Source organism: Absicoccus intestinalis (assembly GCF_033971885.1).
In the GTDB taxonomy this organism is placed as follows: Bacteria; Bacillota_I; Bacilli_A; order Erysipelotrichales; family Erysipelotrichaceae; genus Absicoccus; species Absicoccus intestinalis.
In genome coordinates, this window is sequence record NZ_JALBUS010000005.1 from 111,901 (window position 1) to 136,217 (window position 24,317).

The following is a 24,317-nucleotide window of genomic DNA, read 5'->3' on the forward strand; positions in this document are numbered from 1 at the left end:
TATAAACAAAAAGAAGGTGTTTTTCCACCTTCCTATAATGCCGCCGCCAATAATCCATACGATACGATGGACATGATCACGGTTGCCAATAACACGCCTAATAAAATGGCACTGGATGCTTTTTTGATATCCATTTCTAATAATGAAGCAATCAATGAACCGGTCCAAGCGCCCGTTCCTGGCAATGGGATCCCGACAAATAATAATAAGCCAAGCCATTCGCCATGGTCCATTCCTTCACTTTTATTCATGGCTCGTTTTTCTAATTTTTCGATCCAAGGTCTTGCCCAACGGAATCGTTTTAACCAATGAAAGATTTTTTTGATAAACAATAAAATAAAGGGGATTGGTATGATATTTCCTATAACGCAAATAGGAATTGCTTGCCAAATATTCACTTTTAATAATGAGGCGACGATCAAACCACCTCGACATTCCAATAAAGGAATCATTGATACGATAAAAATCACAAATTGTGCGGATACATATTGTCCCAATGTATGCGCAAACCACGTCGCAATTGCTTCCATACAGCCTCCTAATTCCTGTTTATGATAAGTTAGGAAACTTACCTTGTCAATCATGGACTGGGTATTATAATAGAAACAAACAGGAGAAAACTTATGACCATCATGAAACCTTTTCGTGCGATTCGTCCGAGCCAGGAAATGGCTTCGCGCATTGCCAGTCTTCCCTACGACGTCTTCTCCCGAGCTGAAGCAAGGACGTATGTAGAAACGCATCCCTATACCTTTTTAGGCATTGATCGGCCCGAAACACAATTTGAACCAACCCATGATATGTATGCACAAGATGTTTATGAAAAAGCCGATGAAATGATCCATACCTATAGAGACAAAGGCTTTTTTATTCAAGACCAAACACCTTGTTTCTATATCTATGAATTGACCATGGCGAAAAGAAGCCAGACAGGTCTTGTAGGATTGTCCAGTATCGATGATTATTTACATGGAATTTGTAAGAAACACGAAAATACCGTCAAAGCCAAATTAATTGATCGGATCCATCATGTCGATAAAACCAGTGCCCAAACAGGTCCCATTTTTTTAGCCTATCGAAAAAATGAAAAACTACAAACATGGATCCAGTCCATGAAAGAGCAACGGCCCATCTATGATTTTGTGAAAGAGGATGGTATCCATCATCGGGTCTGGATCGTCACCGATACCAAGCCAATCGAAGATGCTTTTAAAGAAGTGCCCTATACCTATATTGCGGATGGTCATCATCGTTGCGAATCGGCTGTGCAAGTAGGCCTTAAAAGACGAAAAGCACATCCGAATTACACTGGAAAAGAAGAATTCAATTATTTTTTAAGTGTAGCCTTTTGTGAAGAAGAACTTCGCATTTTCGATTACAATCGTTTTGTGAAAGATCTAAATGGATTAACGACCAATGCGTTTATGAAACAATTATGTATGTACTATTCGATCACACCGCTTCCTTATTCCCATCATCCCGATCATAAAGGTGAGGTTTGTATGTATATGGAAAATCAATGGTTTGATCTGATGGAAAAAGAGCCCAATACCACCGATCCCGTTCTATCCTTAGATGTCAGTTATCTACAAGATCATGTTTTAAGGCCCATTCTTGGCATTGATGATCCACGAACCAATCCGCGCATTGAATTTATCGGCGGAATTCGTGGATTAAACACCCTACAAGAAAAAGTCAATGCCCAAGATCATCCTTGTGTCGCATTTGCGATGTATCCAACAAGCATTCAAGAACTTTTTGCGGTTGCGGATGCCAAACAATTGATGCCACCAAAATCCACTTGGTTTGAACCTAAATTATTAAGTGGTTTATTTATTCATGAAATTGAACGATAAAAAAAGAGCACAAGCTCTTTTTTTATAATGCTGCTTTGATGTGCTCTAATAGTTCATCATATGTTTCTAAGGCTGGTAGTTCCGGGTGATCTTTTTTGATTTGTTCGGTCGAACGGAACAAGAAACCGGCTTTGGAGGCTTCGATCATACCCAGATCATTGAAACTATCTCCAGACGCAATGGTTTCAAAACCAATGGATTGAAGTGCTTTTACGGTTGTATATTTCGAATTTTCAATACGCATCTTAAATCCAGTAATTTCGCCTGTTTCACTGACTTCTAAAGAGTTACAGAAAATGGTTGGCCATCCTAATTTTTTCATCAATGGACTCGCAAATTCTTCAAATGTGTCACTGATGATGATTACTTGTGTCAGGGTACGTAATGTATCTAAAAATTCTTTTGCGCCTGGCATCGGATCGATCTTTGCGATCACATTTTGAACATCTTTCAATCCAAGTCCATGTTCTTTTAAGATGCCCAATCGCCAATTCATCAATTTATCATAATCGGGTTCATCCCGCGTCGTACGCGTTAATTCAGGAATACCACTTTCTTTCGCAAACGCAATCCAAATTTCAGGTACTAATACACCTTCTAGATCTAAACAAACAATATTCATGAGGATTCTCCTTTTTTCAATGGTTTTATCTTACCATGAACCTTCTATTTTTTCGATACAATGTATGACAGATCCATAATATCCATAACCAAATAAATAGAGATGATTCAAAAGATGATACAAATTATAGACATATTTGCGTTTTTCGTAACCTGCTCGCAAACATCCGTATTGCCGATACGAAGTATAAAAAGATGGAGGAAAGCCACCAAATAATTCCGTCATGGCAAGATCAACTTCCGCGTCTCCATAGTAACAAGCCGGATCAATCAACCAAGCTTTGCCATCTGGGCCTGTCATCACATTGCCACTCCAAAGATCACCATGAACCAATGATGGATGTTCTGGTTCAATCAGCAGTTCATCCAAATGCTCCATGATATGTATGATTCGTTGACGATCGGATCGAGACAGATTTTCTTCATTTCGTACCAACATGGGTCGTAATCGATACTCTTTAAAGAAAGTGACCCATGATCCACAAAAGGGATTGCTTTGTGGAGTCGATCCAATATAATTATCCGAAGAAAAACCAAATTGATCGCCCACAAAAGATGAATGCATACAAGCCAATTCTTGGGCAAAGACATCCCAATACGATGCGATTGGCTTCCCCCTTTCAATATAGTCCATTAATAAATATGCATGTTGATAGGTCGTTCCCATTTGAAGAATATGTGGTGTCCCAATCACATGACAAGCCGCAATGGCTTCAATTCCTTTTTTTTCTTGAATGAACATATCCAAATTCGAAATGGTATTCATTTTTATAAAATACATATCCTGTTCGGTTTTGACTTGATAAGCTTTATTGATATCACCACCCGCAACCGAATGATAAGAAAGAACCTTTTTATCCACAATTTTATCAAATTCAGACATAAAATGCCTCCTTTTCTTCCAATTATGCCACTTTCCTTTCTTTCTATTTATCATTGATTATAATACAAGTAAAGAAAAGGAAGGTACATACCAATGGGAATGTAAATTCAATTTCAAAGTAGAAAGGAGAATATCTCAATCGATGCGATTTGATTTTAGTACAAACAGATTTATTCAATAAATGGTCCTTACAGAAATGTATTAAATATTGTAAGGACCATTTATTTTGCATTCCACTTTATGTACCAACTTTACCAATTCATTGTAAATGAAAATATCCTTGCTATTATGAAAGTGTAAAAAAGGTAGATACGAAGAAATATCTTCGATATCGGTCATTTGTTCAAGTCGAATATTAAAATTCATTGAAATGTAAATGCATCGTTTGAATTGAAAAGTGATGGAAATACTTACAAGGATGAAAATCATACGTCATCGTAAGTATGAAATCGAGTGTTTAGGATTAAAGGTAAGGAAAATAAAAAGGTACGAAACATAGATTCCTTGAACAAATGACATATAAAAAGAGCTGACTGGGTCGGCTCTTTTTGATTACAAGATCCAACCCTTCATAGATATGTTTCCACTTTCCCTACCAAATTTACCATTTTTGTTTTGGATTCCCATCCATACGTTATAATACAAGTGACAAAGGAAATACAGATTCCTAGAAAGGAGAAAATCATTGAAAAAGAGATTTGATTACAGTATGAATCGCCTAACAATATAAAGGGTCCTTACAGAAAATAAGATGAGTGTAAGGACCCTTTATTTTCGTTAAATATAAATTTTCTATCCATTTCCAAATTTTATACCAGTTATGCCACTTTCTTTTATTCATACACTTCCTTGCATATAATACAAGTAAGAAAAGGAAGGTACATACTAATGGGAATGTAAATTCAATTTCAAAGTAGAAAGGAGAATATCTCAATCGATGCGATTTGATTTTAGTACAAACAGATTTATTCAATAAATGGTCCTTACAGAAATGTATTAAATATTGTAAGGACCATTTATTTTGCATTCCACTTTATATACCAACTTTGCCAATTTGCTATCTACAATTGATTGATAAGCTATAATATAAGTGACAAAAGGAAATACATATTCGCAAGAAATGTAATTTCTGGAAGGGAGACAAAATTGAAAAAGCGATTTGATTTTAGTATAAACCGATTAACAATATAAAGAGTCCTTACATGAAAGAAACATATGTAAGGACTTTTTATTTGGCAATCAGGATCGTACATCCTTGTATGCTTTGTTTCTTTTCGATATCTACGGGATTGGTGATCAAAAAATCAAAAGAATAAAAAGGTGCAAACATATAGGTGCCTTGCCAATCAAATTTTGATTGATCTGCTAACAAGATCTTTTTTTCTGCTTTTCGTAAAACATGTTGATTTACTTCCATTTCTTCAAATGAAAATGTTGTGGGTCCTTGACTGTTCTTAAAACCATCACAGCCAAGGCAAGCTACATCAAAATGGATGGCATCAATATGATCCAATGTAAAGACTCCCGTTGCACATTGTGATTTCTTTAATACCTTACCCCCTAAAAAGATCAGCTCGTGTTTTTGGTTCGTAACAATATTCGCAATCATCAATGAATTTGTGATCACCAATAAATCTTTTTTTAAAGGAAGTAATTTTGCCAATGCCAACGTGGTACTTCCAGGTCCAATAAAAAGAGAAGAATGATCAGGAATTTCCCGCAAAGCCCGTTTGGCAAGGTCTTGTTTTAAGGAAGCATGTTCATTCACTTTCACATGGACCGCCACCTCACTATTATCTTCTTTACGACAAGCGCCTCCATGTATTTTATGAAGCAAACCTTGACTTTCCATTTGATTGAGATCTTTGCGAATGGTTTCCATACTCACATGATAGGTATTGGCTAAATCAATGACGCGGACCTTCCCTTCGGTTAGGATGGCTTGATAAATCTCTTGTTGACGCTCTTCCATCTTCTTTGACATATTTCTATTGTATCGAAAACTTGGCTTTTTGGCTATTGTTTCTATAAAACCAACTTTATTTTATTCTTATTTCGAAAAAAGCCAATTTTTTATTGTAGATTTTCTCTTAAAATTCTATTCTAAGGATGAAAAAAAGAGGAGGTTTTATCATGAAACTACAAGCTGCTTTAGATACACTCACATTAGACGAATGTGTGACCTTATTGGAACAAACCCAAGGTTTTGTCGATGTTGCGGAGGTTGGAACTCCTTTTATCATCGAACAAGGTATGGTGCCAGTTCGTACCTTCAAAGAAAAATTCCCAGACATTGAAGTTTTGGCCGATGCCAAAATTATGGATGCAGGTAAATATGAAGCTGATAAATGCTTCGATGCTGGTGCCGATATTGTTACGGTATTGGGTGTTTCCAATGATTTGACTATCAAAGGTGTCGTTGAAAGTGCCAAAGAACATGGCAAACAAGTCATGGTTGATATGATTGAAGTGAAGGATTTAGCCAAACGTACCAAGGAAGTGGATCAAATGGGTGTCGATTACATTTGTGTACATACCGCTTTTGATGTGCAAGCAACGGGGAAAGATCCTTTGGATGATTTGAAAGTTGTCAATTCAATCATCCAAAATGCCAAGTCTGCCGTAGCCGGTGGTGTCAAATTAGCTACCATCGATGCGATCGTGGCCCAAGGAGCGGGCATCATTGTTGTGGGTGGTGCCATCTGCAATGCCAAAGACCCAAGTGCCATGGCCAAAGAGATGAAGAAACATTTAAAATAGGAGAGATGCACATCATGAACAATCAAGAATATGCAAAGATCATCTTAAATGAATTGAATCAAACATTGCCTACCATCGATATTGAAAAATCCAATCAATTTGTTGATTTATTATTGCATGCGAAAGAAATCTTCTGTGCCGGCGCTGGTCGTAGTGGCTTTGCGGTACGTGGCTTTGCGATGCGTTTGATGCACATGGGATTCAATAGTTATGTAGTTGGTGAAACGTGTACCCCCAATATTGATGATACGGGTCTCTTAGTTGTTTGTTCCGGCTCTGGTTCAACGAAAAGTTTGGTCAATCATGCCCAAAAAGCCAAGGAAGTGGGGGCCAAGGTGGCTTTGATCACCATTGATCCAGAATCCCCTATTGCGAAAATGGCTGATGTAGTTATCGAAATCAGTGCACCAAGTCCAAAATCTGCAAAAGCGGGTGAAATCCAATCGATCCAACCGATGGGTTCTTTATTTGAGCAATCCGAAGCTTTATATATGGACACCTTGATCTTGATGTTGATGGATAAAAAACATATGAATTCCGATACCATGTTTGGTCGTCATGCCAATATGGAGTAAATATGGAACCTGTCTTATTTTTAGAATCCCCCCTGATTGAAAAGCTATATGGTGGTCACAAGATTCAGGATAGCTTTGGCATTGGCGATCCTTCAAAAAAAATTGGTGAATACTGGGTCATCAGTGGTCATGATCATGGTTTAAGCGTAATCACCAATGGTCCATATAAATCGCAAACCTTGAAAAATGTATATACCAATCATCGCGAATTGTTTGCGAATGATCCTCATGATAAATTTCCTCTTCTGATCAAGATCAATGAAGTCACAAAACCCGTATCGGTCCAAGTGCATCCCAATGATGCCCAATCGCATGGAGAAGGCAAAGCGGAATGTTGCTTATTTCTAGATGTAGAAGATGGATCAAAGATCATCCGTGGCCATACAGCCAAGACCAAAACCGAATTAAAACAACACATTGAAAACAACGAATGGGATTCATTATTGATTCGTAAACCGATCCATGATAATGATTTCATCTTTACGCCGCCAGGCATCATTCATGGCATTGAAGGCAAATTGATGATGGCCGAAGTCCAACAATCCAGCGATATGACCTATCGTCTCTATGATTATGATCGTTTGGTTGATGGCAAACCTAGACAACTCCATGTCCAACAAGCTTTGGAAGTGACAACCGTACCACACCAAGAACCAGAGATCCATCCTGTTACGATGGAAAAAGATGGCAATATCCAAACGACCTATATAGATAATCATTTTTTCAAGATTGATCGCTACCAGATCAACAACAAACAGACATTGGATAATCCTATGTATTCTTGTGTTGTCATCTTATCTGGACAAGGTACATTGATTCTTGATGATACCTCATATCCGGTAAAAGCAGGTATGGGCATGATCATTACTTCCCAAACAAAAACATATTCCCTTTCTGGTGTAATGGATGTGCTTGTCAGTCAGCCACCAAAAATGACTTAGTTAGAAAACCCGCTCCAAGAATCCAAGACAGAACCTAAAATTCTGCCAATCGGATTGTTAAGGCGGGCTTTTTAAGATTAATAAAATTTTGGTTTATTCTTTCTGTGTCTGATTAACGATCACGACGGAAAGAATCACACAAATGATACCGATGATGACATCGATGCGGATGGCTTCATGTAGAAAAAGAATGCTGTAAACGGAAGCAGATATCGCTTCGACAGATGAGAGGATTGCTGCCCTGCTGACTTCTACATATTTAAGACTAATGGTATATAGAAAATAAGGGAGTACACAGCTAATACAACCAAATAAAAGTCCAAATTCCATTCTGCTATGATCTTTTGTTAGTACAAATCCCAATGTATGCCAATCGGCTATCATTACCAGACCAATCGATGCGATAATAAAGGTATATAACATTGAAGTCACGGGATGATAATTTCTTCGAAGGAGTAATGCACTAAAGATCGAATACATGGCGTAGCAAAAGGCTGCCAAAAGTCCAACCGCCACACCGGATACATTGGATGAGCCGGCATTTTCAAAAATTCCGGAAACAAAGGTACATCCTAAAAAAGCAAAAATCAGTGAAATCACTTTATTTTTTGTGAATTTTTCCCGAAAAAAGATGGCTGAAAGAACGGAAACGATGGCTGGTGAAACATATAATAGAACAGCGGCTACGGATACGGAAGTCATATCAATGGCACCGTAATAAAAAATGGTAAATCCGACGATGCTTACCAGTCCACTGGCTACAAAAATCCATAAATCTTTGATTCGTATTCGAAATAGTTTTTTATTATATATGACCACCCACAAAATAAAAATAATGGTTGCTGTAATAACCCGAATGGCCGCTATTTCTTTTGATTGCAAACCCAAGCTTCTCCATTCTGTTACAAACAGACCCTGGGTTGCCCAAAGCATCCCTGCTAAAAGAATAAGATATACTTGATTTGACATTTTTCTTGTATCCAATCGTTAACCTCGAAAGAGGATTCAGTTTTCCGAAATCCTCTTTTCTTCTTTCGTAACACTTGCACCCAAGCGGATGCACAACCATCCACAAAACAATCCAATGACATTTGCCAATGCGATCCACAACATCGCAATCACCAAATTTTTCCAGTCCAAAAACGATACCACATCCAGCTTTGGGAAATATCCTGCATAATAACCGGCAAACAGGCAGGAATAAGAATTAAAGGATGCTAAAGAGCAAGCAAACATTTTTGTTTTCAATGATAACATCAAGATAATGACGGTTCCGATTACCGTAAGCACTTGCACTCCCATACTAAATCCAGATGCGGCATAGGCAAGAATCGCAATGGCAGCCAATATGTATCCCTCGATCATCGGTGGAATTGATTTTTTAAATGCTTCCGGATTCGATCCAAGCGTAAAATACCAAGTCTCGCCAATAAACAAGGCCCAGACCGGAATTTTAATCAACCCTCCTAGACATGAAATTCCCGCCAGCACAGCAATCACTATATCCAAACGTTCAATTTTCATCTCCTCACCTCCCTGAAAATGTATGATATGAAAAATACCCGCTCCCTTTGGGTATACATTGCTATAACGATGACTCAATAGAGAGCAGGTAAAGATGCTTATTTCTGCACTGATTTCTTTAATTTATGGTTGATCAAAGTCCGCGCTCATCCACTTTCAAGACGGCATTCAACATAACAGATGCCCCCTCTGTACAATGTTCAGGAGATGAATATTCTGGCTCACAATGTGATAAACCATCCTTAGATTGTACGAAAATCATGGTTGTCGGCAATACATAGGCTGCAAATTGGGCATCGTGTCCGGCACCCGAATGAATATATTGATGGCTAACACCCAATTCTTCACAGGATTCCTTAACATATCCGACCAACGTCTTATTCCAATAAACCGTATCACGATTCCATGCTTTTTCTACTTCACAGGTGCAACCCGCCCATTCTTTATTTGCACAATCTTTTACAATCTGAAGTACTTGATTCAATAGCTCTGGACTTTCATGACGGCAGTCAAATGAAAATTCATAATAATCTGGAACACAGGTATGAACGTTTGGATGACACTGTACTTCACCTGTAGTATAAACCAACTCTGGATGTCCTAGTGCATCGATCGTTTTATGCAAATACAACAATGCTTGTGCAGCTGCATAGAATGCATCTTTTCTCTTTGGCATTGGGAAGGTACCAGCATGGGTCGTTTGTCCATAGAATTTCAATGTATAATTAAACATTCCTAAGACACAGTCAACCACACCAATATCATTTCCAGCATCTTCCAGGATTGGTCCCTGTTCAATATGTGTTTCAAAATAACATTCATATTTTTCCGGTGTCAAACGATATTTTTTATCCCCTTTAAAGCCTGATTTGTCCAAAGCGTCTTTGAACGTAACCTGTGGATCAAGAACGCTCTTTGAATTCATCATATCTTCATATTTAAAGCCTGTTTTGATCTCATCTGGTAGATAATCGTAACAAATGATTCCAGAAGACATCATTGCTGGCGGATAAAGGGATCCCTCTTCATTTGTCCAAATCATCGCTGTCAAAGGATGCTTATGTGGAATCTTTTTCTCTGCCACAGTTTCCAAAACTTCCATGGCACTCATGACACCAAGAATACCATCATAATTTCCACCGTTACGAACAGAATCACAATGGGAACCCATCACAATTCTTTTTGCGTTTGGATCCGATCCAGGAAGAGTGGCATACATATTTGCGACGTCATCAATCTCGATGGTTGCACCGATGGCTTCCATTCTCTTTCGGAATTCATTTCTTGCTTGAATATCCGCTTCAGACAGCGTATATCTAGTGATTCCACCATGACCAGCGTCACCATACTGTGAAAATGTTTTAATTTTATCTTCCATTCGTTCTAAACTTGCCTTATACATTTTTAAATCCTCCTTTTCTAATTGATTCTATTTTAAAAATGCTTTCCTAACGTCTTGGGATACGTTTTACGTATTTGCCCATGCCCGGTTTTCCTACAAATTCTCCATGATCATATACAAGATTTCCACGGAGGAATGTTTTTACTGGATATCCATGAAGCTCTTTGCCTTCCCAGATCGTATGATCATAGTCACTATGCATATTATTGACAGAAATCGTGAAATCTTTCTTTGGATCATACAATACAATGTCAGCATCTTTGCCAACAGCAATCGCTCCTTTGTCTTCACATCCAAAAATCTTCGCTGGATTTGTTGCGCAAACCTCAACAACTTTTTCAAATGAAATTTTTCCAGTGTTGGCTGCATCGAGCATATATGGATAGAGATTTTCTACACCTGCACATCCGTTTGGAATCTTTGAAAAATCATCTTTTCCCCAGTCCTTTTCATAACTTTGGAATGGACAATGATCGGTTGCGACTGTATCGATAAATCCGGCTTTCAATGCTTTCCACAATGCTTCTTTGCTCGCTTCACCTTTCATTGGTGGTGAGCATACAAAGTTTCTGCCATCTGGACGTTTATATACATCACAAGTAAATTCCAAATACTGTGGACAGGTTTCTACATAAACCGGCTTTCCATCCATTTTTGCTTTTTCACAAGCTTCCAATCCCTCTTGATCGGACATATGTACGATATAAACCGGTGTATCCAGATGCGATGCCCAATGAACCACGCGCTTATCGGCTTCCGCAGCGACAAATTCTGGACGACTCATATAATGATACCAGGCACTCGTTTTACCTTCTTTCAGATATTGCTCTGTCCGAAGATCGATCAAATCTGGATTTTCTGCATGCACATTGATCATCATACCAAGTTCTTTGGCACGAAGAAGAAGTGTGGCAAGCATACCATCATCGACCATCATACCTTCTTTTTTATAGACTAAGAAACACTTCAGACTTGTGATTCCCGCTTCGGCTGCTTGTTCCATCTCTTCCAAAATTTGACCACCGTTTAAATCGGTGATACAGCAATGGAATGCATAATCACTACAAGCATCGGTTTCTAAGATTTCCTTTTTGGAATTGACTAGTCCGAGAATCGTCTCGCCCTTATGCTGTACTGGATAATCAAAGATAGTTGTAACGCCTCCGCAAACAGCAGCACGTGTTCCCGATTTGTAACTGTCTGCCGATACGGTTCCGCCAAAAGGCATTTGCATGTGCGTATGCACATCGATTGCACCCGGCAATACCAACATTCCAGTTGCATCCTCAACTCTATCCGCTTCTACTGGAAGATCTTTTCCGATTGCGACGATTTTCTCCTTGTCGATAGCTACATCTGCCTGAAAACTTCCAGATGCTGTGACTACAGTCCCTCCTTTAATCAATAAATCCATGTAAGTACCTCCTTTTCTTATATTATTGTTTTTTAATAGGTGACGAATCTTCTGCTAAATCCGCAAAACGTTTCGTCGTCTACATGGTGATTCATTTTTGTATATCTAATTTGCTTCGTAGATAAACTGACAAATTGTACAAAGTGGTGGATCTTCCAATACATCGATAGAACTTGGATAAGGTGGATCTTCCGGTACTTGGATGATCTTAAATGCCCTTACCTCAATCAATGCTTTCTTTCCTTTCTGTTGTTTGATCCTGGCGATAAATTCCATATAATCCCCCGCAAAAATGGGTTCATACAAACGAACTTTACGTACTTCTAGGCAATGTCCTGTATTATGAAATACCTTTGCCATAATTCGGTTGGCACAATCATTCATCAAAGTAATGCTTCTTGCTCCATTTACAACACCACCGCCATAAAAAACATCTCGATCTGACATTCTATATCTCATTGTAACTGTATCCATAATAAAAGCTCCTTTTCTCTATCTATCCTATTAAAGTTCGATAACTTCATCTTCTGGAAAATCTTCATTTGCTCGCCATGGATCTTTCACAAGACCATCTGGTTGCTCGCCTCTTTGGAGATGTTTCTTTACGACCAAACGTACCATGCCCTCCGTACACAAAACTGGTTCATCAAACCAAACCATATCTCCTGGTTTATAATTGGTTTTTCCGGCACGATAGGCAGGCGTTGCTAGTTTAAAGACTTCAATTTTACAATCACGAGACGTATTTCCGACATGAACCATGGTTGCCTTATATTCCATCATATCGCCCACATATGCATTTTCATAAATCTTGCAGTCACGATATCCAAGACATAAAGACTCATCCCCGTCATTTAAGATCATCTGTTCGGTTTCTACGTCCCCGATAAAATCCCATTGACGACCAAAAGGAACAAGACCGTCCTGATTGTTCGCATCGGCTGTTGTCATGTTGTAGCTAAGATAAGATGTTTTTCTTGCCATTTTTATTGTCCTCCATTTTCTAAATCAATGCTTATAATGACCAACATTTATTTTTGACTGCTGACAAAATTTTGTCGCAGTAAAGATCCTTTCACTAATTTGATATACCGTTTAAAGAACACCTTCTTCTTGCAGCTTTGCTTCTTCTTCTTTGGTTAAATGGAATACTTCACAGTTATCCTGACCAAGAAGGGGAGATGCAAATGTAACTTCTCCCGGGCTGGCAGACAATTTTGCCACAACCCCCTGAAAAGCTAGGTCACCAGCTGTCGGATGGTTCACATGGACAATCATATCTCGGGCTTTTGTATGTGGATGTTCAATGGCTTCTTTTATATTCATTACCGGTCCACACGGAATTCCCGCCTCGTCCATCATGATTTCCAGCTCTTTCTTGGTATAATTCTTTACCCAATCACTGATAATGTTCTGCAAACCACTCTTATAATTTTGTACACGCAGATCATTGGTTTTATATTTCTCATCTTCAAGCAATTCTGGTTTTCCAATTGTTTGGCAGAATTTTTTCCAAAGTCTTTCATTGCCAACGCCCAGTGCCACATATCCATCCTTACATGAATAAACGTCAAACGGTGCAATGGATGGGTCAATATTTCCATTTCTTTCGGATATGATGCCATTCATGGTGTAATAAGGAATTGCCGCTTCTAGCAAAGAGAAAATCGTATCAAACATGGCTACATCGACAAGCTGTCCTTCTCCTGTTCGATCCCTGTAATGCAGGGCAACCAAAGCACCTAATGCCTGATAGATACCGGATACATGATCGGCCACCGATGGTCCGACCTTAACTGGCGGTTGATCCTTAAATCCAGTCAGGTATAACATTCCTCCCATGGCTTGGGCAACGATGTCATAACAAGGACGATGACTGATTGGGCTGTTCAAGCCAAATCCAGATCCAGAAACATAGATAATTCTCGGATTGATCTTTTTGATCGTTTCATAATCAATCTTCAATTTTTTGGTGACGCCACCTTTATAATTTTCACAGAGAAAATCTGCATCTTTAACCAAATCATAAAACATCTGCAAACCTTTTTCTGATTTTAAGTTCAGCGTACATCCCTTTTTATTTCGATTCACATAGCAGAAGAATCCACTCTCACCGCTTTTCTTATCAAATGGTCCCCAGGTACGGCATTGATCACCATGTACTGGTTCGATTTTGATTACATCAGCTCCATAATCTGCCAAAATCATCGTACAAAACGGTCCGCTCAAAGCGGATGTGAGATCGATGACCTTTAGCCCTTCCAATGCTTTTTTCTTTTGTGTCACTCTATTTTCCTCCTCATTTGATTCGATTATTTTTTGACGAATAGAAAAGAAATCCGTCTTGATTTGATATAGATAAATATGTATAAAAAGGCATACCCATACATCTTCGTGCATGGTCGATCCCTTTGTATTTCTCTTTTTGTATGGTTTCTTTTAATGAAAGCCTTTGACCGAATGAATAGAAGAAGTTCAGCGTCTATGATCATCGTTTCATGGATTCATGATATTTCAAATTTTGTTCATCGGTCTTAGCAATCTTATCTTTGCATTCAGTGTATTCTATGTAGAAAGTACAGAGTCAAATATTTATTTTTTGGCATTTCAATTATTTTTCTGTGATGTTTAGATAACTCTCTAGTTACTAGAGAGTTCAATTGAGATATGTTGACACTTTCTCAACAATTCTATTAAAATATAGATAAACTTTAATGTATTTACGATATATTATTATCTTAAGGAGTGAAGATTTTATGCAAAAGGAGCGTTATTCAATTGGTGATGCCTCAAAAAAATGTCATATTCCTGTTCAGACCATCCGCTATTACGACGATATCGACTTGCTCAAACCCCAATATCGGGATACGAACAGCAAATATCGCTATTATTCCAAGTCTCAACTGACAACGCTAATGATCATTCGCAGACTTCGTGACATTGATTTTTCAATCAATGAAATCAGAGAAATCCTGACCAACACAAATCTTCAGTCATATGAAGAACGACTGCTGAATCACAAGAAATCTCTGGAAAATACCATGCAGACATTAAAAAAATCCGTTTCGATCTGTGATGATCTTTTAGCTAAGATCCAATTGGGTCGAAAACTGAATGAGGGTGAGATTCCCAATGTGATCCGTTTAGAAAACTTTCCGAAAAGAATGCTTCTGTGCCAACGCGAAACCATGAAACTCTATTGTAATTACGAAGTTTCATTGGATCGATGGTACAACATTCTGATGGAATCCTTTTCTTCTAATCTCTTTGTCAAAGGAAATGTTTTTGTCATCTATCATTGTCATCCACTCGATCAGTTTTTAATGAAAGACTGCGATGTTGAATTTTGTATTCAAGTGATCCCCGAAGCGGGAGTAACCACAGAAACAGACATTGACTCCAATCATATTGTTAACTGGGAATGCAAACTCGCTGCCACCTTATGTCATCTAGGAAAATATACGGATATCATTCAAAGTCATATCAAACTATTGCAATGGATCAATAAAAACGGCTATTCCGTAATTGGTCCGATTTCCGAAGAGTTTATCATTTCTCCTCTGGATACAAATGATGAAAATTTATATCTGACAAAAATCATTGTTCCTATCGAAAAGAATCAAAAATAAATCTTAAAGATACAAAAATGCTCCCCACCAGACGAACAAGTTTGATTACTTGTTATCTGCCCGATAGGGAGCCTCTTATTTTTTCAAAATTGGTTGCATGATAGTCTACAAAAAAAGTAAGCAGTTCATCAACGGATGGATGATGCAATGGGTTCTTTTCCGAAAATGTATTCATTAAAGCGAGAAGCACTTTGCCCACATCCGCTTCAATTCCAATATCCGCTATCTGAAAGATGGGTGCCAACGGATCTGTATTGATCGCTATGATCTTTTTAGCCTGCTTCATCCCAATGATATGAAAATTCGTTCCAGACACCCCACATCCAATATAAAGCTGTGGTGCAACACGTGCCCCCGATAAACCAATTTCACGATTTGCGGGGATCCATCCCAGGTCTACAGCGGCTCTGGTTCCGGTAATCTGTGCTTGAATACAGTCAGCGACCTGAAGTGCTAAATGAAAATTGCTTTTATTTTGCAATCCTCTTCCACAACATAAGATCACTTCTGCCGTTTGTAAATCACCTGTCATACAGCTCATTTGCACAAGCTTTATCCGAAAATATCGCGGCTAATGATCAGTCTCTGGATTTCATTCGTTCCTTCGTAAATTTGCGTGATCTTTGCATCTCGGAACATCCGTTCTAGATGATTTTCTCTCATGTAACCGGCACCACCCATATTCTGGATACACTCTGTCGTCACTTTCATCGCTAGGTTCGAGCATGCCAGTTTTGCCTTGCATGCAGAAACGGCAAAGTTTTTGCCCATCTGCTGTTCCCAAACGCCTTTATACAGCAACAACTTACACATGTCGATTTCTGTCTGAAGATCCGCCATGCGGAATGCCAAATATTGATTCTTATAAATCGGCTTGCCGAACTGTTCTCTTCCCATCATATAATCTTTACAAATGGCAAAGGCCCCCTCGGCAATACCAAGGCTCTGTGCTGCCACACCTAAGCGTCCTGCATTCAATGCGGTCAATGCGTATTTAAATCCCTTTCCTTCTTCACCAATCATCCGATGAGCTGGAATCACGGCATTATCAATTAAAATTTCTGCTACCTTGGCCGTACGGATCCCACATTTATTCTCAATATGTCCAATGGAAATTCCTGGTGTTTTTTTCAGATCAACCAAAAAAGCCGTCAATCCTTTTGGTCCTTTGGAAAGATCTGTATTTGCTATTAGCATTGCATAATCGGCAACCGCCCCATTGGTGATAAAATGTTTCTTTCCATTCAGGATAAAATGATCTCCCTCTCTTACAGCCGTTGTCTTAGCACTTCCTGCATCCGATCCAGCATCGGGTTCTGTCAGGGCAAAACATCCCAGACTATCGCCAGCAAACAACTTTGGCATGCAATGCATCTTCTGCTCTTCACTGCCAAATGTATCCACGCCCGTTGTAAAGGTAGAAGAAATCGCATAGGAAATTCCAAATGCGGAGTCCACTTTACAAAGCTCTTCAACGACCAGGACAAATGCCAAGTAATCATTTCCATGACCACCATATTTGGGATCAAATTGTAAGCCGATCAAACCCCTCTCTCCCAGCTTTTTCACCAGACCCATATCATATGTCTCATTGACATCTCGTTCTATCACAGTCGGAAGCAATTCCTTCTGTGCAAACTCTCTGGCACGCTGCTGAATTTCTTTTTGATAATCAGTCAATTCAAAGTCAATCATAAATACCTCCTTCTGCCAATCTGTGATGGCAATCTTCGATCCGTTATCTTTTAAAAAATTATAGAAGACCTATCCGAAAGAGAGTCAATATGATTTTTTTACTTTTTTTGGTGTATTTTTTCCATTTATTCAAAAACCCTCAAGTAAGAAGACAGTTTTCATTGTTCTCTTTCTTAAAAAAAGATGGCTTGTTAGCCACCAAAAATTACTTATTTTTTCTGGGAATCATCAAAATTAAATTGACTAAAGTCGATCACATCGCCAATGGTTGTCGGTCGACTTTTTTCTTGATAGTGATATACTTTGCCAAATGTTTTTTCAAACAAATCATCATCTCGCAAGATTTGAAGCAAATGGGCGGTATTTCTAGCATCATCCAACCCATTGTGTAACTTACCTTCAAGCGATAAGCCTGCCACTTGACAGGCATCGGCCAAAGATGTTCGATGATCCATAAATGCAAGACCATCAAATTCCAGTTGTAAATCGGTCCATTGATCGAGCACATAGGTTTCAAACGTATCAAATGCATATTCCTTTAAACGAGCTTCTTGTACGATTTGTTGACGATCACTCATAGACCAAGAAACCATTTCAATTTCCCCATCAAAGTGTTCAATCCATAAAAAGAATGCATGAATGGCATCTTTAAAGCAAGGTGCCTGTCCAATCATTTGCGTGGTGATACCCGTCAAATGCGTATAAAAATCTTCTACCTTATCATCATATTGTGGTTTGACATAGGTCGCATACGAATCCATTTCTTGATACGTTTCATTCAAAGCAATGGCACCAATTTGAATAATTTCCATCTTGGCATAGAGTCGCTCTTTTTGATAACGATTTGGAATGGCATTCATTTCCAAATCAACAACGATATGCACCATGATTCATCCCCTTATAATGTATGAAAGATCTCATCAATTTGTGCTTTCGTCGCCAAACCCGAATGAAAAGCTGTAGCCGATCCACAGGCCGTACCTAACTTTTGAGCATAGGTATAGTCTTTTTTATCGAGGTATCCCGCAATAAAGCCAGCCACCATCGAATCACCAGCACCAACCGAATTCACGACCGTTCCTTTGCCAACCCCCAATTTGTGGACTTCTCCACTCTCATCCACCAAAATCGATCCATCTCCTGCCATTGAGACCAATACATTTCGTGCCCCCATCGTTTGTAGTTTTCGTGCATAGAAAATAATATCTTCCTCTTTCTTTAATGACACATGGAACATATCGCCCAGTTCGATGTTATTGGGTTTGATCAAGAAAGGATGAAACGATAGGATCTTAAGCAATAAATCTTTTTCCGCATCCACGACAATATCAACATTGGCCGTAATAGCCTCTAAGATCCGATGATACGAATTAGCATCCATGGTCTGGGGAATATTTCCCGACAAAATGATCAAATCTCCCCCTTTGAGTTGAGATACTTTGGCCAATAAACGCGAAAAATCAAGCGCTGTTACTTGCGGACCCATCCCATTGATCTCCGTTTCTTCATCCGATTTCATCTTAACATTGATTCGTGTCCTGCCTTTTTCTACATGTACAAAATCCGTATGCACGCCCATCTTTTGTAATCCATGTTCTAACTCTTCACCGGTAAAACCCGCCACAAAACCTAGGGCAGTTGATGTATAGCCTAATTCAGCAAGAATATTTGAAACATTGATGCCTTTCCCACCATAATACATATGTTCTTCTTTGGTTCGATTGATTTGTCCAGCTTGAAAATGATCCACTTGAATGACATAATCCAAAGCTGGATTTAAGGTTACTGTATAAATCATAAAAGAATCTCCTGTTTTTATTCATTATAATATAAAAAAGCGTTCCTATCACAAGGATAAGAACGCCACATCCTATTTATCGATTGACTGTAATGGCATTGTAGTCATCAACAATGACTTTAAACATACGATCCGATGGTTTTAAACCAACATATTTTTCGACAGCTGCTTCTACACCATTTTCTTTGATGTAGTTTTGTAACTCAACCGCTTGGGCATCGTCTTTATTATAGAAATGCAAAGCATAGGCAACTCCCTTCAACAAGGCTGAATTATCCAAACCATATTTTTCACACATATTGGCAGGACCCATGATACGATCGTTGTAAGAAATCTTACGAATGGGTTCTCGACCTACGCGAGCCCCTTCATCATGTGTTTTTGGATTTCCAAAACGCTTGATGAACATGTTTTCACAATAATCCACTAAAGATTCGTGGGAGAATCCATATTCTTTTTCTAGAGCGGCTGCACTTTCCATAACGGCTGCCCGTACTTCTTTGACCAATTCTGGATCATTTAATACATCTTGGACAATATCTTTTCCATTGGCATAACCAATATAAGCAGAAATCGCATGACCGCAATTGATCATATAGATCTTTCTTTGTAGATGACGATCTAGATCACTTGTATATTCGGCTCCTTTGATTGGTTCATCATCTGGATTGACCAATTTATCTTTTTCAATGGCTAGTTCATAGTTGACACCAATATCAATACCTTTATGTCCATTATGTTCGCCATCGAAAACCATACGGTCTACAGCTGTATTTGGATAAACACCAACTTCATCCAATTCGGCTTGGGTAATTTCACCAGAATCAATCATCGCTTTGACTAAAATATCGGTACCATGCATGGCATTTTCACAAGCCATGACAACCGCTTTTTCTTTGCCTTGTCCGACACGAGATTTCAAACCTTTTGCCAAGATTGGTGCAATCTTTGGTAAGTTTGTAGCCATGACCGATGTGGTAACGACCTTCGCATGATTGATTTCAGCAATGACTTTCTCTGGCTCTTTGATGGAAGAAAGAGCTTCGATATGATCGATCTTCTTTTCTTTATAATTATTTTCGATCTGGAATAAATAATATTCATGATCTTTATTGATCAAATCGACCAATGCATCGACAACATCAACAAACACGACACGATACCCTGTATCATGTAACAATTCAGCAATAAATCCACGTCCAATTTTTCCTGCACCAAAATGTACGGCTGTTTCCATATGTATCCAATCCTCCCTTTTTATTTTCCTGTAAATAATGAATAAATACTATCCACATCCGCTTCCGCAATGGCTTCCACGGCCTCTTCCGAAGAACAATTCATCGCAATATTACTTAAAATATCCATGTGCTCATCACCTTTTCCGGCAATGCCAACCACCAATTTTACCGTTCCTTGATCACCCCATTGAATACCTTGAGGGAAAGTCATGATCGCAATACCCGATTTGATTACTTCAGCATTGGATCCCTCTACACCATGAGGAATGGCCAAACCAAAACCGATATGGGTATTAAATACTTTTTCTTTTTGTAGCATAGCTTCGGTATAAGCCGGTGTGGTATAACCACTCTTGTTCAACATTTCCCCTAATTTTTTAACAATTTCTTCTTTTGGTTCGCTTTTACAATGGGTCAAAATGTTTTCTTTGATTAAAATATCACTCATAGTGTTCTCCTTTTCTGATCAATGACTTGATAAAAATAATTTTGTAGAATACGTTCCAATTCCATCAAAATATCAGCTTGTGTACCCGTTTGTATCGTATGCAAGAAAGATTTCCAAGAAACTAAGGCACTGCTGATGGCACCTAACACATCCAAATGAACCTGGATGTATTCGTTTTCTGGTGCAATCATCCATACAACCGCTTTGGATGGCGATAAACTCGTATGTTGAAATTGTCCGGTCTGCGATTGACAAACCCAAAATATAGGTTTAGAAACACTTTGTGTACGACAATGCAACAAACAGATTTCTAGTTCTGGAATAACTTGAGAACTCAACTTTTCACGCTTGATGATCTTAGCCGCAATGGTTTTTGGATCACCCATCATCTCATTGCTCAATTGTTCCACAAGTTGATCAAACCGAATATCCGCAGGTACCACAAATTGTCGATAATTCGCTAATATTTCTTTGATAGCTATGGCTGTAGAGGCAATTTGATCCATATCTTGTCCCATGCCTTTTTGAATGGATGTTTCTTTATATTCATGAGAATACTCTTCAATTTTTTTTCGAATATGATGTATATCTTCTTCACTCAATAAAGGATTCACATGAACCGAATCCATATGTGGATGCTTGAATTCAAAGGTCGATACGAAAAAATCAATGTCGGATGCTTGATCCATATCATTGGTTCCCAAAGGAACCAATTCTACTGTATCTGGCAAGATCATTCGTAAATTGGTTTGCATCAAACGGGCTAAGCCAAATCCACTGGCACAAACCACACCAATACGAACAATACGAGTATATGTTTTCTTTTCTTGTAAACGCTCCAAAGCTGCACCAAAATGCATGGCCAAGTATCCAATTTCTTCATCTTGGATGGAATAGCCCGTTTCTTCCGTAATGACCTTAGCTGCATCTTTACATTTCGCAAAGACTTCAGGATATTGATCTTTTATATCTTTTAATAATGGATTAAAAATATTCAAATGATTTTGGAGTCGAATCAATACGGGTTGAAGATGAATCAATAAACCTCGTACAAAAATATCATCTTGTTCTAGGTCGTATTGATATTTTGGATCAAATCGTTCAATCATACGATGAACCATTTGAATTTGTTGATCATCAACCTGATCCAAATATTCATCCACCATCATGGTTGTGGAATAATCTTTTTTAGATCCTTGGATATGTACCTGCAAATAAGAAATTTCAACTTGAGGAATTTTGATTTGAAAAGCCTTTTCCATCGCTTTATGGATATTCTTGGCTAATTGTAACGATGCCAAATCTTTTTCATCCGTATTTAACCCTTTTTTCGGTTCGGCAATACCACCTTTTTGAATGCGATCAATACTGATCGCAATATGAATGACCAATGCAACATAAGCATTATCCGTCATTTGTTTAAAATACGGTTCGTCCATTGTATCTAAAGTATCCATCACCTTTAGGATCGTATCTTGATTCAACAAAGATAAGATGCCTGCTTTGGATGGACTTGAAAAAGATTTTTCAAACAATTCCCGTCGTTGAAATCGATCGAGTGAATAAAAACCATCACTATTTTCGTTGATGAATCGATTGACCGCTTCGCGATAATCGATTTCTTTTCCTTCTAGAACGATGCCATAGCCTGGGCGTCGAATGATTTCCAAATGATTTTGGTTCACCCAATCTTGTAAAGATTCCAAATCACTGGCAATGGTTGCTTCACTCACACCCAGACGATCGGCAAATGTAATTAATTTTTGTGGCGTTCGATCTCTTAATAATTCCAACAATAAGTAGCGACGACGCTCTTCAATATTGGTAAAATCAATTTCTTGATCTGCTTTTAATTCATTTTGAAGTGTTTGTTTGTCTTCGCTACTTCCTTGAATTTGAACGCCTATCCGTTTTTTTCGTACTAAAGAAAGATGGTAGGAACGCAAACCATAATTAACTGCTTCCAGTTCTCGTTGGATCGTACGTTTGCTTAAGCTCAATGTATCAGCCAGAGCTTGCTCTTTAACGGGATCCGAACTGTCCAAAAGGATGGATACAATTTTTTGTGATCGCGGTGAAAAATTCATACCAACTCTCCTTTATCTACTAACCTCTGACTTCTTTGATCTCATTGACCAATTGATCATATTCTGGTGCAGCCATAAAGTTTGTGATCGTGATCAAACGAGCATTTGGTGCACTTTCCTTAGCACGTTCGGCCAGATCTTTATGACATACAACCACTTGTGTTCCTGCTGGTACTTCCGATACCGAAGCATGTTGGACATCAATATCCGTCAAGCCAGCTGCCTGCAGTTTTTTCTTCAATACAGCAGCTCCCATGGCACTAGATCCCATACCTGCATCACAAGCAAAGACGATCTTTGTAACTTTGGCCAAATCAACTGTAGTTGATTTGGTTGTTTGTCCTTTGGATTCCGCTTTCATATCAGCCATTTGTGCACTGGCTTCTTCTAAGCTTTGGCCCTTGCCATTGGACATACGAACGATTGGACTTGCGATCAAGAAAGATACTCCCGCTGCAATGACTGCACTTAGCAAGACAGCAAAGGTACTTCCTTTTGGTGCCATACCCACAAAAGCAATGATACTTCCTGGCGAAGCAGGTCCTGACAATCCTAGATTAAAAGCAACATTGTAGATCATGGCACTCATGCTTCCACCAATTGTTGCCAATAACAACAATGGATTCATCAAAATATATGGGAAAGAAATTTCATGGATACCACCCAATAAATGGATGATCAAAGCACCGGGTGCACTGGATTTGGTTGTTTCATCTTTTGAGAATAACCAATACGCTAATAAGACACCGGTACCAGGACCTGGATTGGTTTCAATCATAAAGAAGATGGACTTACCAAGTGATTGAACTTGTTCACCACCTAATGGTGTAAAGATACCGTGGTTGATCGCATTGTTCAAGAACAAGACTTTGGCTGGTTCTACGAAAATGGATACCAATGGTAACAAGCCATGTTGCACCAAAATATTGACGCCACCATTTAAGAACGCTAAGATCGCACCCATGAATGGACCAATCAAGAAGAAACCAACAATCGCAAGCAACATACCAAGGATACCAATCGAGAAGTTATTGACCAACATCTCAAATCCAGGCTTGATATGACCATCTACAGCCTTGTCAAATTTTTTGATGATCCAACCACCCAGAGGACCAACGATCATGGCGCCCATCAACATTGTATATTGAGGTTCACCCATGATAACACCAATACAAGCAATGGCACCCATGACCGCTCCACGATCACCAGCAACCAATTTACCACCTTGGTACGCAATCAATAATGGTAAGACATAAGATAAGAATGGGCCGACCATTGTGCTTAATTGTTTATTAGGCATCCATCCTGTATCAATAAATAAAGCAGTAATTAATCCCCAAGCAATGAAAGCCCCAATATTCGGCATGACCATTGCACTAAGGAAGCGTCCGAATGATTGAATTTTTGATTTCATATATCTTTTTCTCCCTATCTGTATTCAAGTTT

General features: G+C 38.7%; 24 protein-coding genes. 5 read left to right on the forward strand and 19 right to left on the reverse strand.

What is annotated here, in order from left to right; genetic code table 11:
- Positions 1 to 32: 32 nt before the first annotated feature.
- Positions 33 to 530 (reverse strand): COG2426 family protein, encoded by a 498-nt coding sequence (locus tag MOZ64_RS04885; protein ID WP_320325467.1) that lies wholly within the window; start codon positions 528 to 530, stop codon positions 33 to 35.
- A 93-nt stretch (positions 531 to 623) separates the two neighbouring features.
- Here MOZ64_RS04885 and MOZ64_RS04890 point away from each other — a divergent pair, with 93 nt between their 5' ends.
- Complete coding sequence (locus MOZ64_RS04890) at positions 624 to 1,856, forward strand: DUF1015 domain-containing protein (protein ID WP_320325468.1); 1,233 nt, start codon at positions 624 to 626, stop codon at positions 1,854 to 1,856.
- 22 nt (positions 1,857 to 1,878) lie between these two features.
- Here the strand turns inward: MOZ64_RS04890 and thrH are convergent, their stop codons facing one another.
- The 3 genes from thrH to MOZ64_RS04905 all read right to left on the reverse strand — a co-directional run bounded on the left by thrH (position 1,879) and on the right by MOZ64_RS04905 (position 5,344).
- Positions 1,879 to 2,478, reverse strand: coding sequence for a bifunctional phosphoserine phosphatase/homoserine phosphotransferase ThrH (gene thrH / locus MOZ64_RS04895; RefSeq protein ID WP_320325469.1), 600 nt, complete (start codon positions 2,476 to 2,478; stop codon positions 1,879 to 1,881).
- Positions 2,479 to 2,508: 30 nt separating this feature from the next.
- The gene (locus MOZ64_RS04900) at positions 2,509 to 3,360 is read right to left on the reverse strand and encodes a fructosamine kinase family protein (protein WP_320325470.1); all 852 of its coding nucleotides are present in this window, start codon (positions 3,358 to 3,360) and stop codon (positions 2,509 to 2,511) included.
- A gap of 1,228 nt (positions 3,361 to 4,588) precedes the next feature.
- Positions 4,589 to 5,344: a DeoR/GlpR family DNA-binding transcription regulator gene (locus MOZ64_RS04905; protein WP_320325471.1), complete on the reverse strand. Its 756-nt coding sequence runs from the start codon at positions 5,342 to 5,344 to the stop codon at positions 4,589 to 4,591.
- A gap of 149 nt (positions 5,345 to 5,493) precedes the next feature.
- Between MOZ64_RS04905 and hxlA the strand changes: the two genes are divergently transcribed.
- From hxlA to MOZ64_RS04920, 3 genes are read left to right on the forward strand one after another with little or no spacing between them, the layout of a single operon-like run.
- Complete coding sequence (gene hxlA, locus MOZ64_RS04910) at positions 5,494 to 6,120, forward strand: 3-hexulose-6-phosphate synthase (RefSeq protein ID WP_320325472.1); 627 nt, start codon at positions 5,494 to 5,496, stop codon at positions 6,118 to 6,120.
- Positions 6,121 to 6,134: 14 nt separating this feature from the next.
- Positions 6,135 to 6,695: a 6-phospho-3-hexuloisomerase gene (gene hxlB, locus MOZ64_RS04915; protein WP_320325473.1), complete on the forward strand. Its 561-nt coding sequence runs from the start codon at positions 6,135 to 6,137 to the stop codon at positions 6,693 to 6,695.
- Positions 6,696 to 6,697: 2 nt separating this feature from the next.
- A complete protein-coding gene (locus MOZ64_RS04920) occupies positions 6,698 to 7,636 on the forward strand; it encodes a type I phosphomannose isomerase catalytic subunit (protein WP_320325474.1) in 939 nt (312 codons plus the stop codon).
- A 93-nt stretch (positions 7,637 to 7,729) separates the two neighbouring features.
- Here MOZ64_RS04920 and MOZ64_RS04925 read toward each other — a convergent pair whose 3' ends face one another.
- From MOZ64_RS04925 to MOZ64_RS04955, 7 genes are all read right to left on the reverse strand, one after another.
- The gene (locus tag MOZ64_RS04925; protein ID WP_320325475.1) at positions 7,730 to 8,605 is read right to left on the reverse strand and encodes a DMT family transporter; all 876 of its coding nucleotides are present in this window, start codon (positions 8,603 to 8,605) and stop codon (positions 7,730 to 7,732) included.
- A 36-nt stretch (positions 8,606 to 8,641) separates the two neighbouring features.
- Positions 8,642 to 9,160, reverse strand: coding sequence for a DUF1097 domain-containing protein (locus MOZ64_RS04930; RefSeq protein WP_320325476.1), 519 nt, complete (start codon positions 9,158 to 9,160; stop codon positions 8,642 to 8,644).
- Between the two features lie 133 nt (positions 9,161 to 9,293).
- Positions 9,294 to 10,562, reverse strand: coding sequence for a Zn-dependent hydrolase (locus tag MOZ64_RS04935; RefSeq protein WP_320325477.1), 1,269 nt, complete (start codon positions 10,560 to 10,562; stop codon positions 9,294 to 9,296).
- Positions 10,563 to 10,608: 46 nt separating this feature from the next.
- The gene (hydA, locus tag MOZ64_RS04940; RefSeq protein WP_320325478.1) at positions 10,609 to 11,976 is read right to left on the reverse strand and encodes a dihydropyrimidinase; all 1,368 of its coding nucleotides are present in this window, start codon (positions 11,974 to 11,976) and stop codon (positions 10,609 to 10,611) included.
- Between the two features lie 105 nt (positions 11,977 to 12,081).
- Complete coding sequence (locus tag MOZ64_RS04945; RefSeq protein ID WP_320325479.1) at positions 12,082 to 12,423, reverse strand: hotdog fold domain-containing protein; 342 nt, start codon at positions 12,421 to 12,423, stop codon at positions 12,082 to 12,084.
- A 57-nt stretch (positions 12,424 to 12,480) separates the two neighbouring features.
- Complete coding sequence (locus MOZ64_RS04950) at positions 12,481 to 12,960, reverse strand: hypothetical protein (RefSeq protein WP_320325480.1); 480 nt, start codon at positions 12,958 to 12,960, stop codon at positions 12,481 to 12,483.
- A 111-nt stretch (positions 12,961 to 13,071) separates the two neighbouring features.
- Positions 13,072 to 14,262 (reverse strand): CaiB/BaiF CoA transferase family protein, encoded by a 1,191-nt coding sequence (locus tag MOZ64_RS04955; protein ID WP_320325481.1) that lies wholly within the window; start codon positions 14,260 to 14,262, stop codon positions 13,072 to 13,074.
- A 470-nt stretch (positions 14,263 to 14,732) separates the two neighbouring features.
- Between MOZ64_RS04955 and MOZ64_RS04960 the strand changes: the two genes are divergently transcribed.
- Positions 14,733 to 15,605, forward strand: coding sequence for a MerR family transcriptional regulator (locus MOZ64_RS04960; protein WP_320325482.1), 873 nt, complete (start codon positions 14,733 to 14,735; stop codon positions 15,603 to 15,605).
- 52 nt (positions 15,606 to 15,657) lie between these two features.
- On the opposite strand, the gene MOZ64_RS04965 is transcribed toward MOZ64_RS04960, so the two are convergent.
- From MOZ64_RS04965 to MOZ64_RS05000, 8 genes are all read right to left on the reverse strand, one after another.
- The gene (locus MOZ64_RS04965; RefSeq protein WP_320325483.1) at positions 15,658 to 16,137 is read right to left on the reverse strand and encodes an electron transfer flavoprotein subunit alpha/FixB family protein; all 480 of its coding nucleotides are present in this window, start codon (positions 16,135 to 16,137) and stop codon (positions 15,658 to 15,660) included.
- A gap of 20 nt (positions 16,138 to 16,157) precedes the next feature.
- Entirely contained in the window at positions 16,158 to 17,300 is a 1,143-nt protein-coding gene (locus tag MOZ64_RS04970) for an acyl-CoA dehydrogenase family protein (RefSeq protein WP_320325484.1), read from the reverse strand.
- A gap of 209 nt (positions 17,301 to 17,509) precedes the next feature.
- Entirely contained in the window at positions 17,510 to 18,187 is a 678-nt protein-coding gene (locus tag MOZ64_RS04975) for a 3'-5' exonuclease (protein ID WP_320325485.1), read from the reverse strand.
- Between the two features lie 11 nt (positions 18,188 to 18,198).
- Entirely contained in the window at positions 18,199 to 19,098 is a 900-nt protein-coding gene (gene pfkB, locus MOZ64_RS04980; protein ID WP_320325486.1) for a 1-phosphofructokinase, read from the reverse strand.
- A gap of 76 nt (positions 19,099 to 19,174) precedes the next feature.
- Complete coding sequence (locus MOZ64_RS04985) at positions 19,175 to 20,335, reverse strand: mannitol-1-phosphate 5-dehydrogenase (RefSeq protein ID WP_320325487.1); 1,161 nt, start codon at positions 20,333 to 20,335, stop codon at positions 19,175 to 19,177.
- A gap of 20 nt (positions 20,336 to 20,355) precedes the next feature.
- Positions 20,356 to 20,784, reverse strand: coding sequence for a PTS mannitol transporter subunit IIA (locus MOZ64_RS04990; protein WP_320325488.1), 429 nt, complete (start codon positions 20,782 to 20,784; stop codon positions 20,356 to 20,358).
- Positions 20,781 to 22,871 (reverse strand): BglG family transcription antiterminator, encoded by a 2,091-nt coding sequence (locus MOZ64_RS04995; protein WP_320325489.1) that lies wholly within the window; start codon positions 22,869 to 22,871, stop codon positions 20,781 to 20,783. The genes MOZ64_RS04990 and MOZ64_RS04995 overlap by 4 nt, the downstream gene beginning before the upstream one ends.
- A gap of 19 nt (positions 22,872 to 22,890) precedes the next feature.
- Entirely contained in the window at positions 22,891 to 24,285 is a 1,395-nt protein-coding gene (locus MOZ64_RS05000; protein ID WP_320325490.1) for a PTS mannitol transporter subunit IIBC, read from the reverse strand.
- Between the last annotated feature and the right edge of the window lie 32 nt (positions 24,286 to 24,317).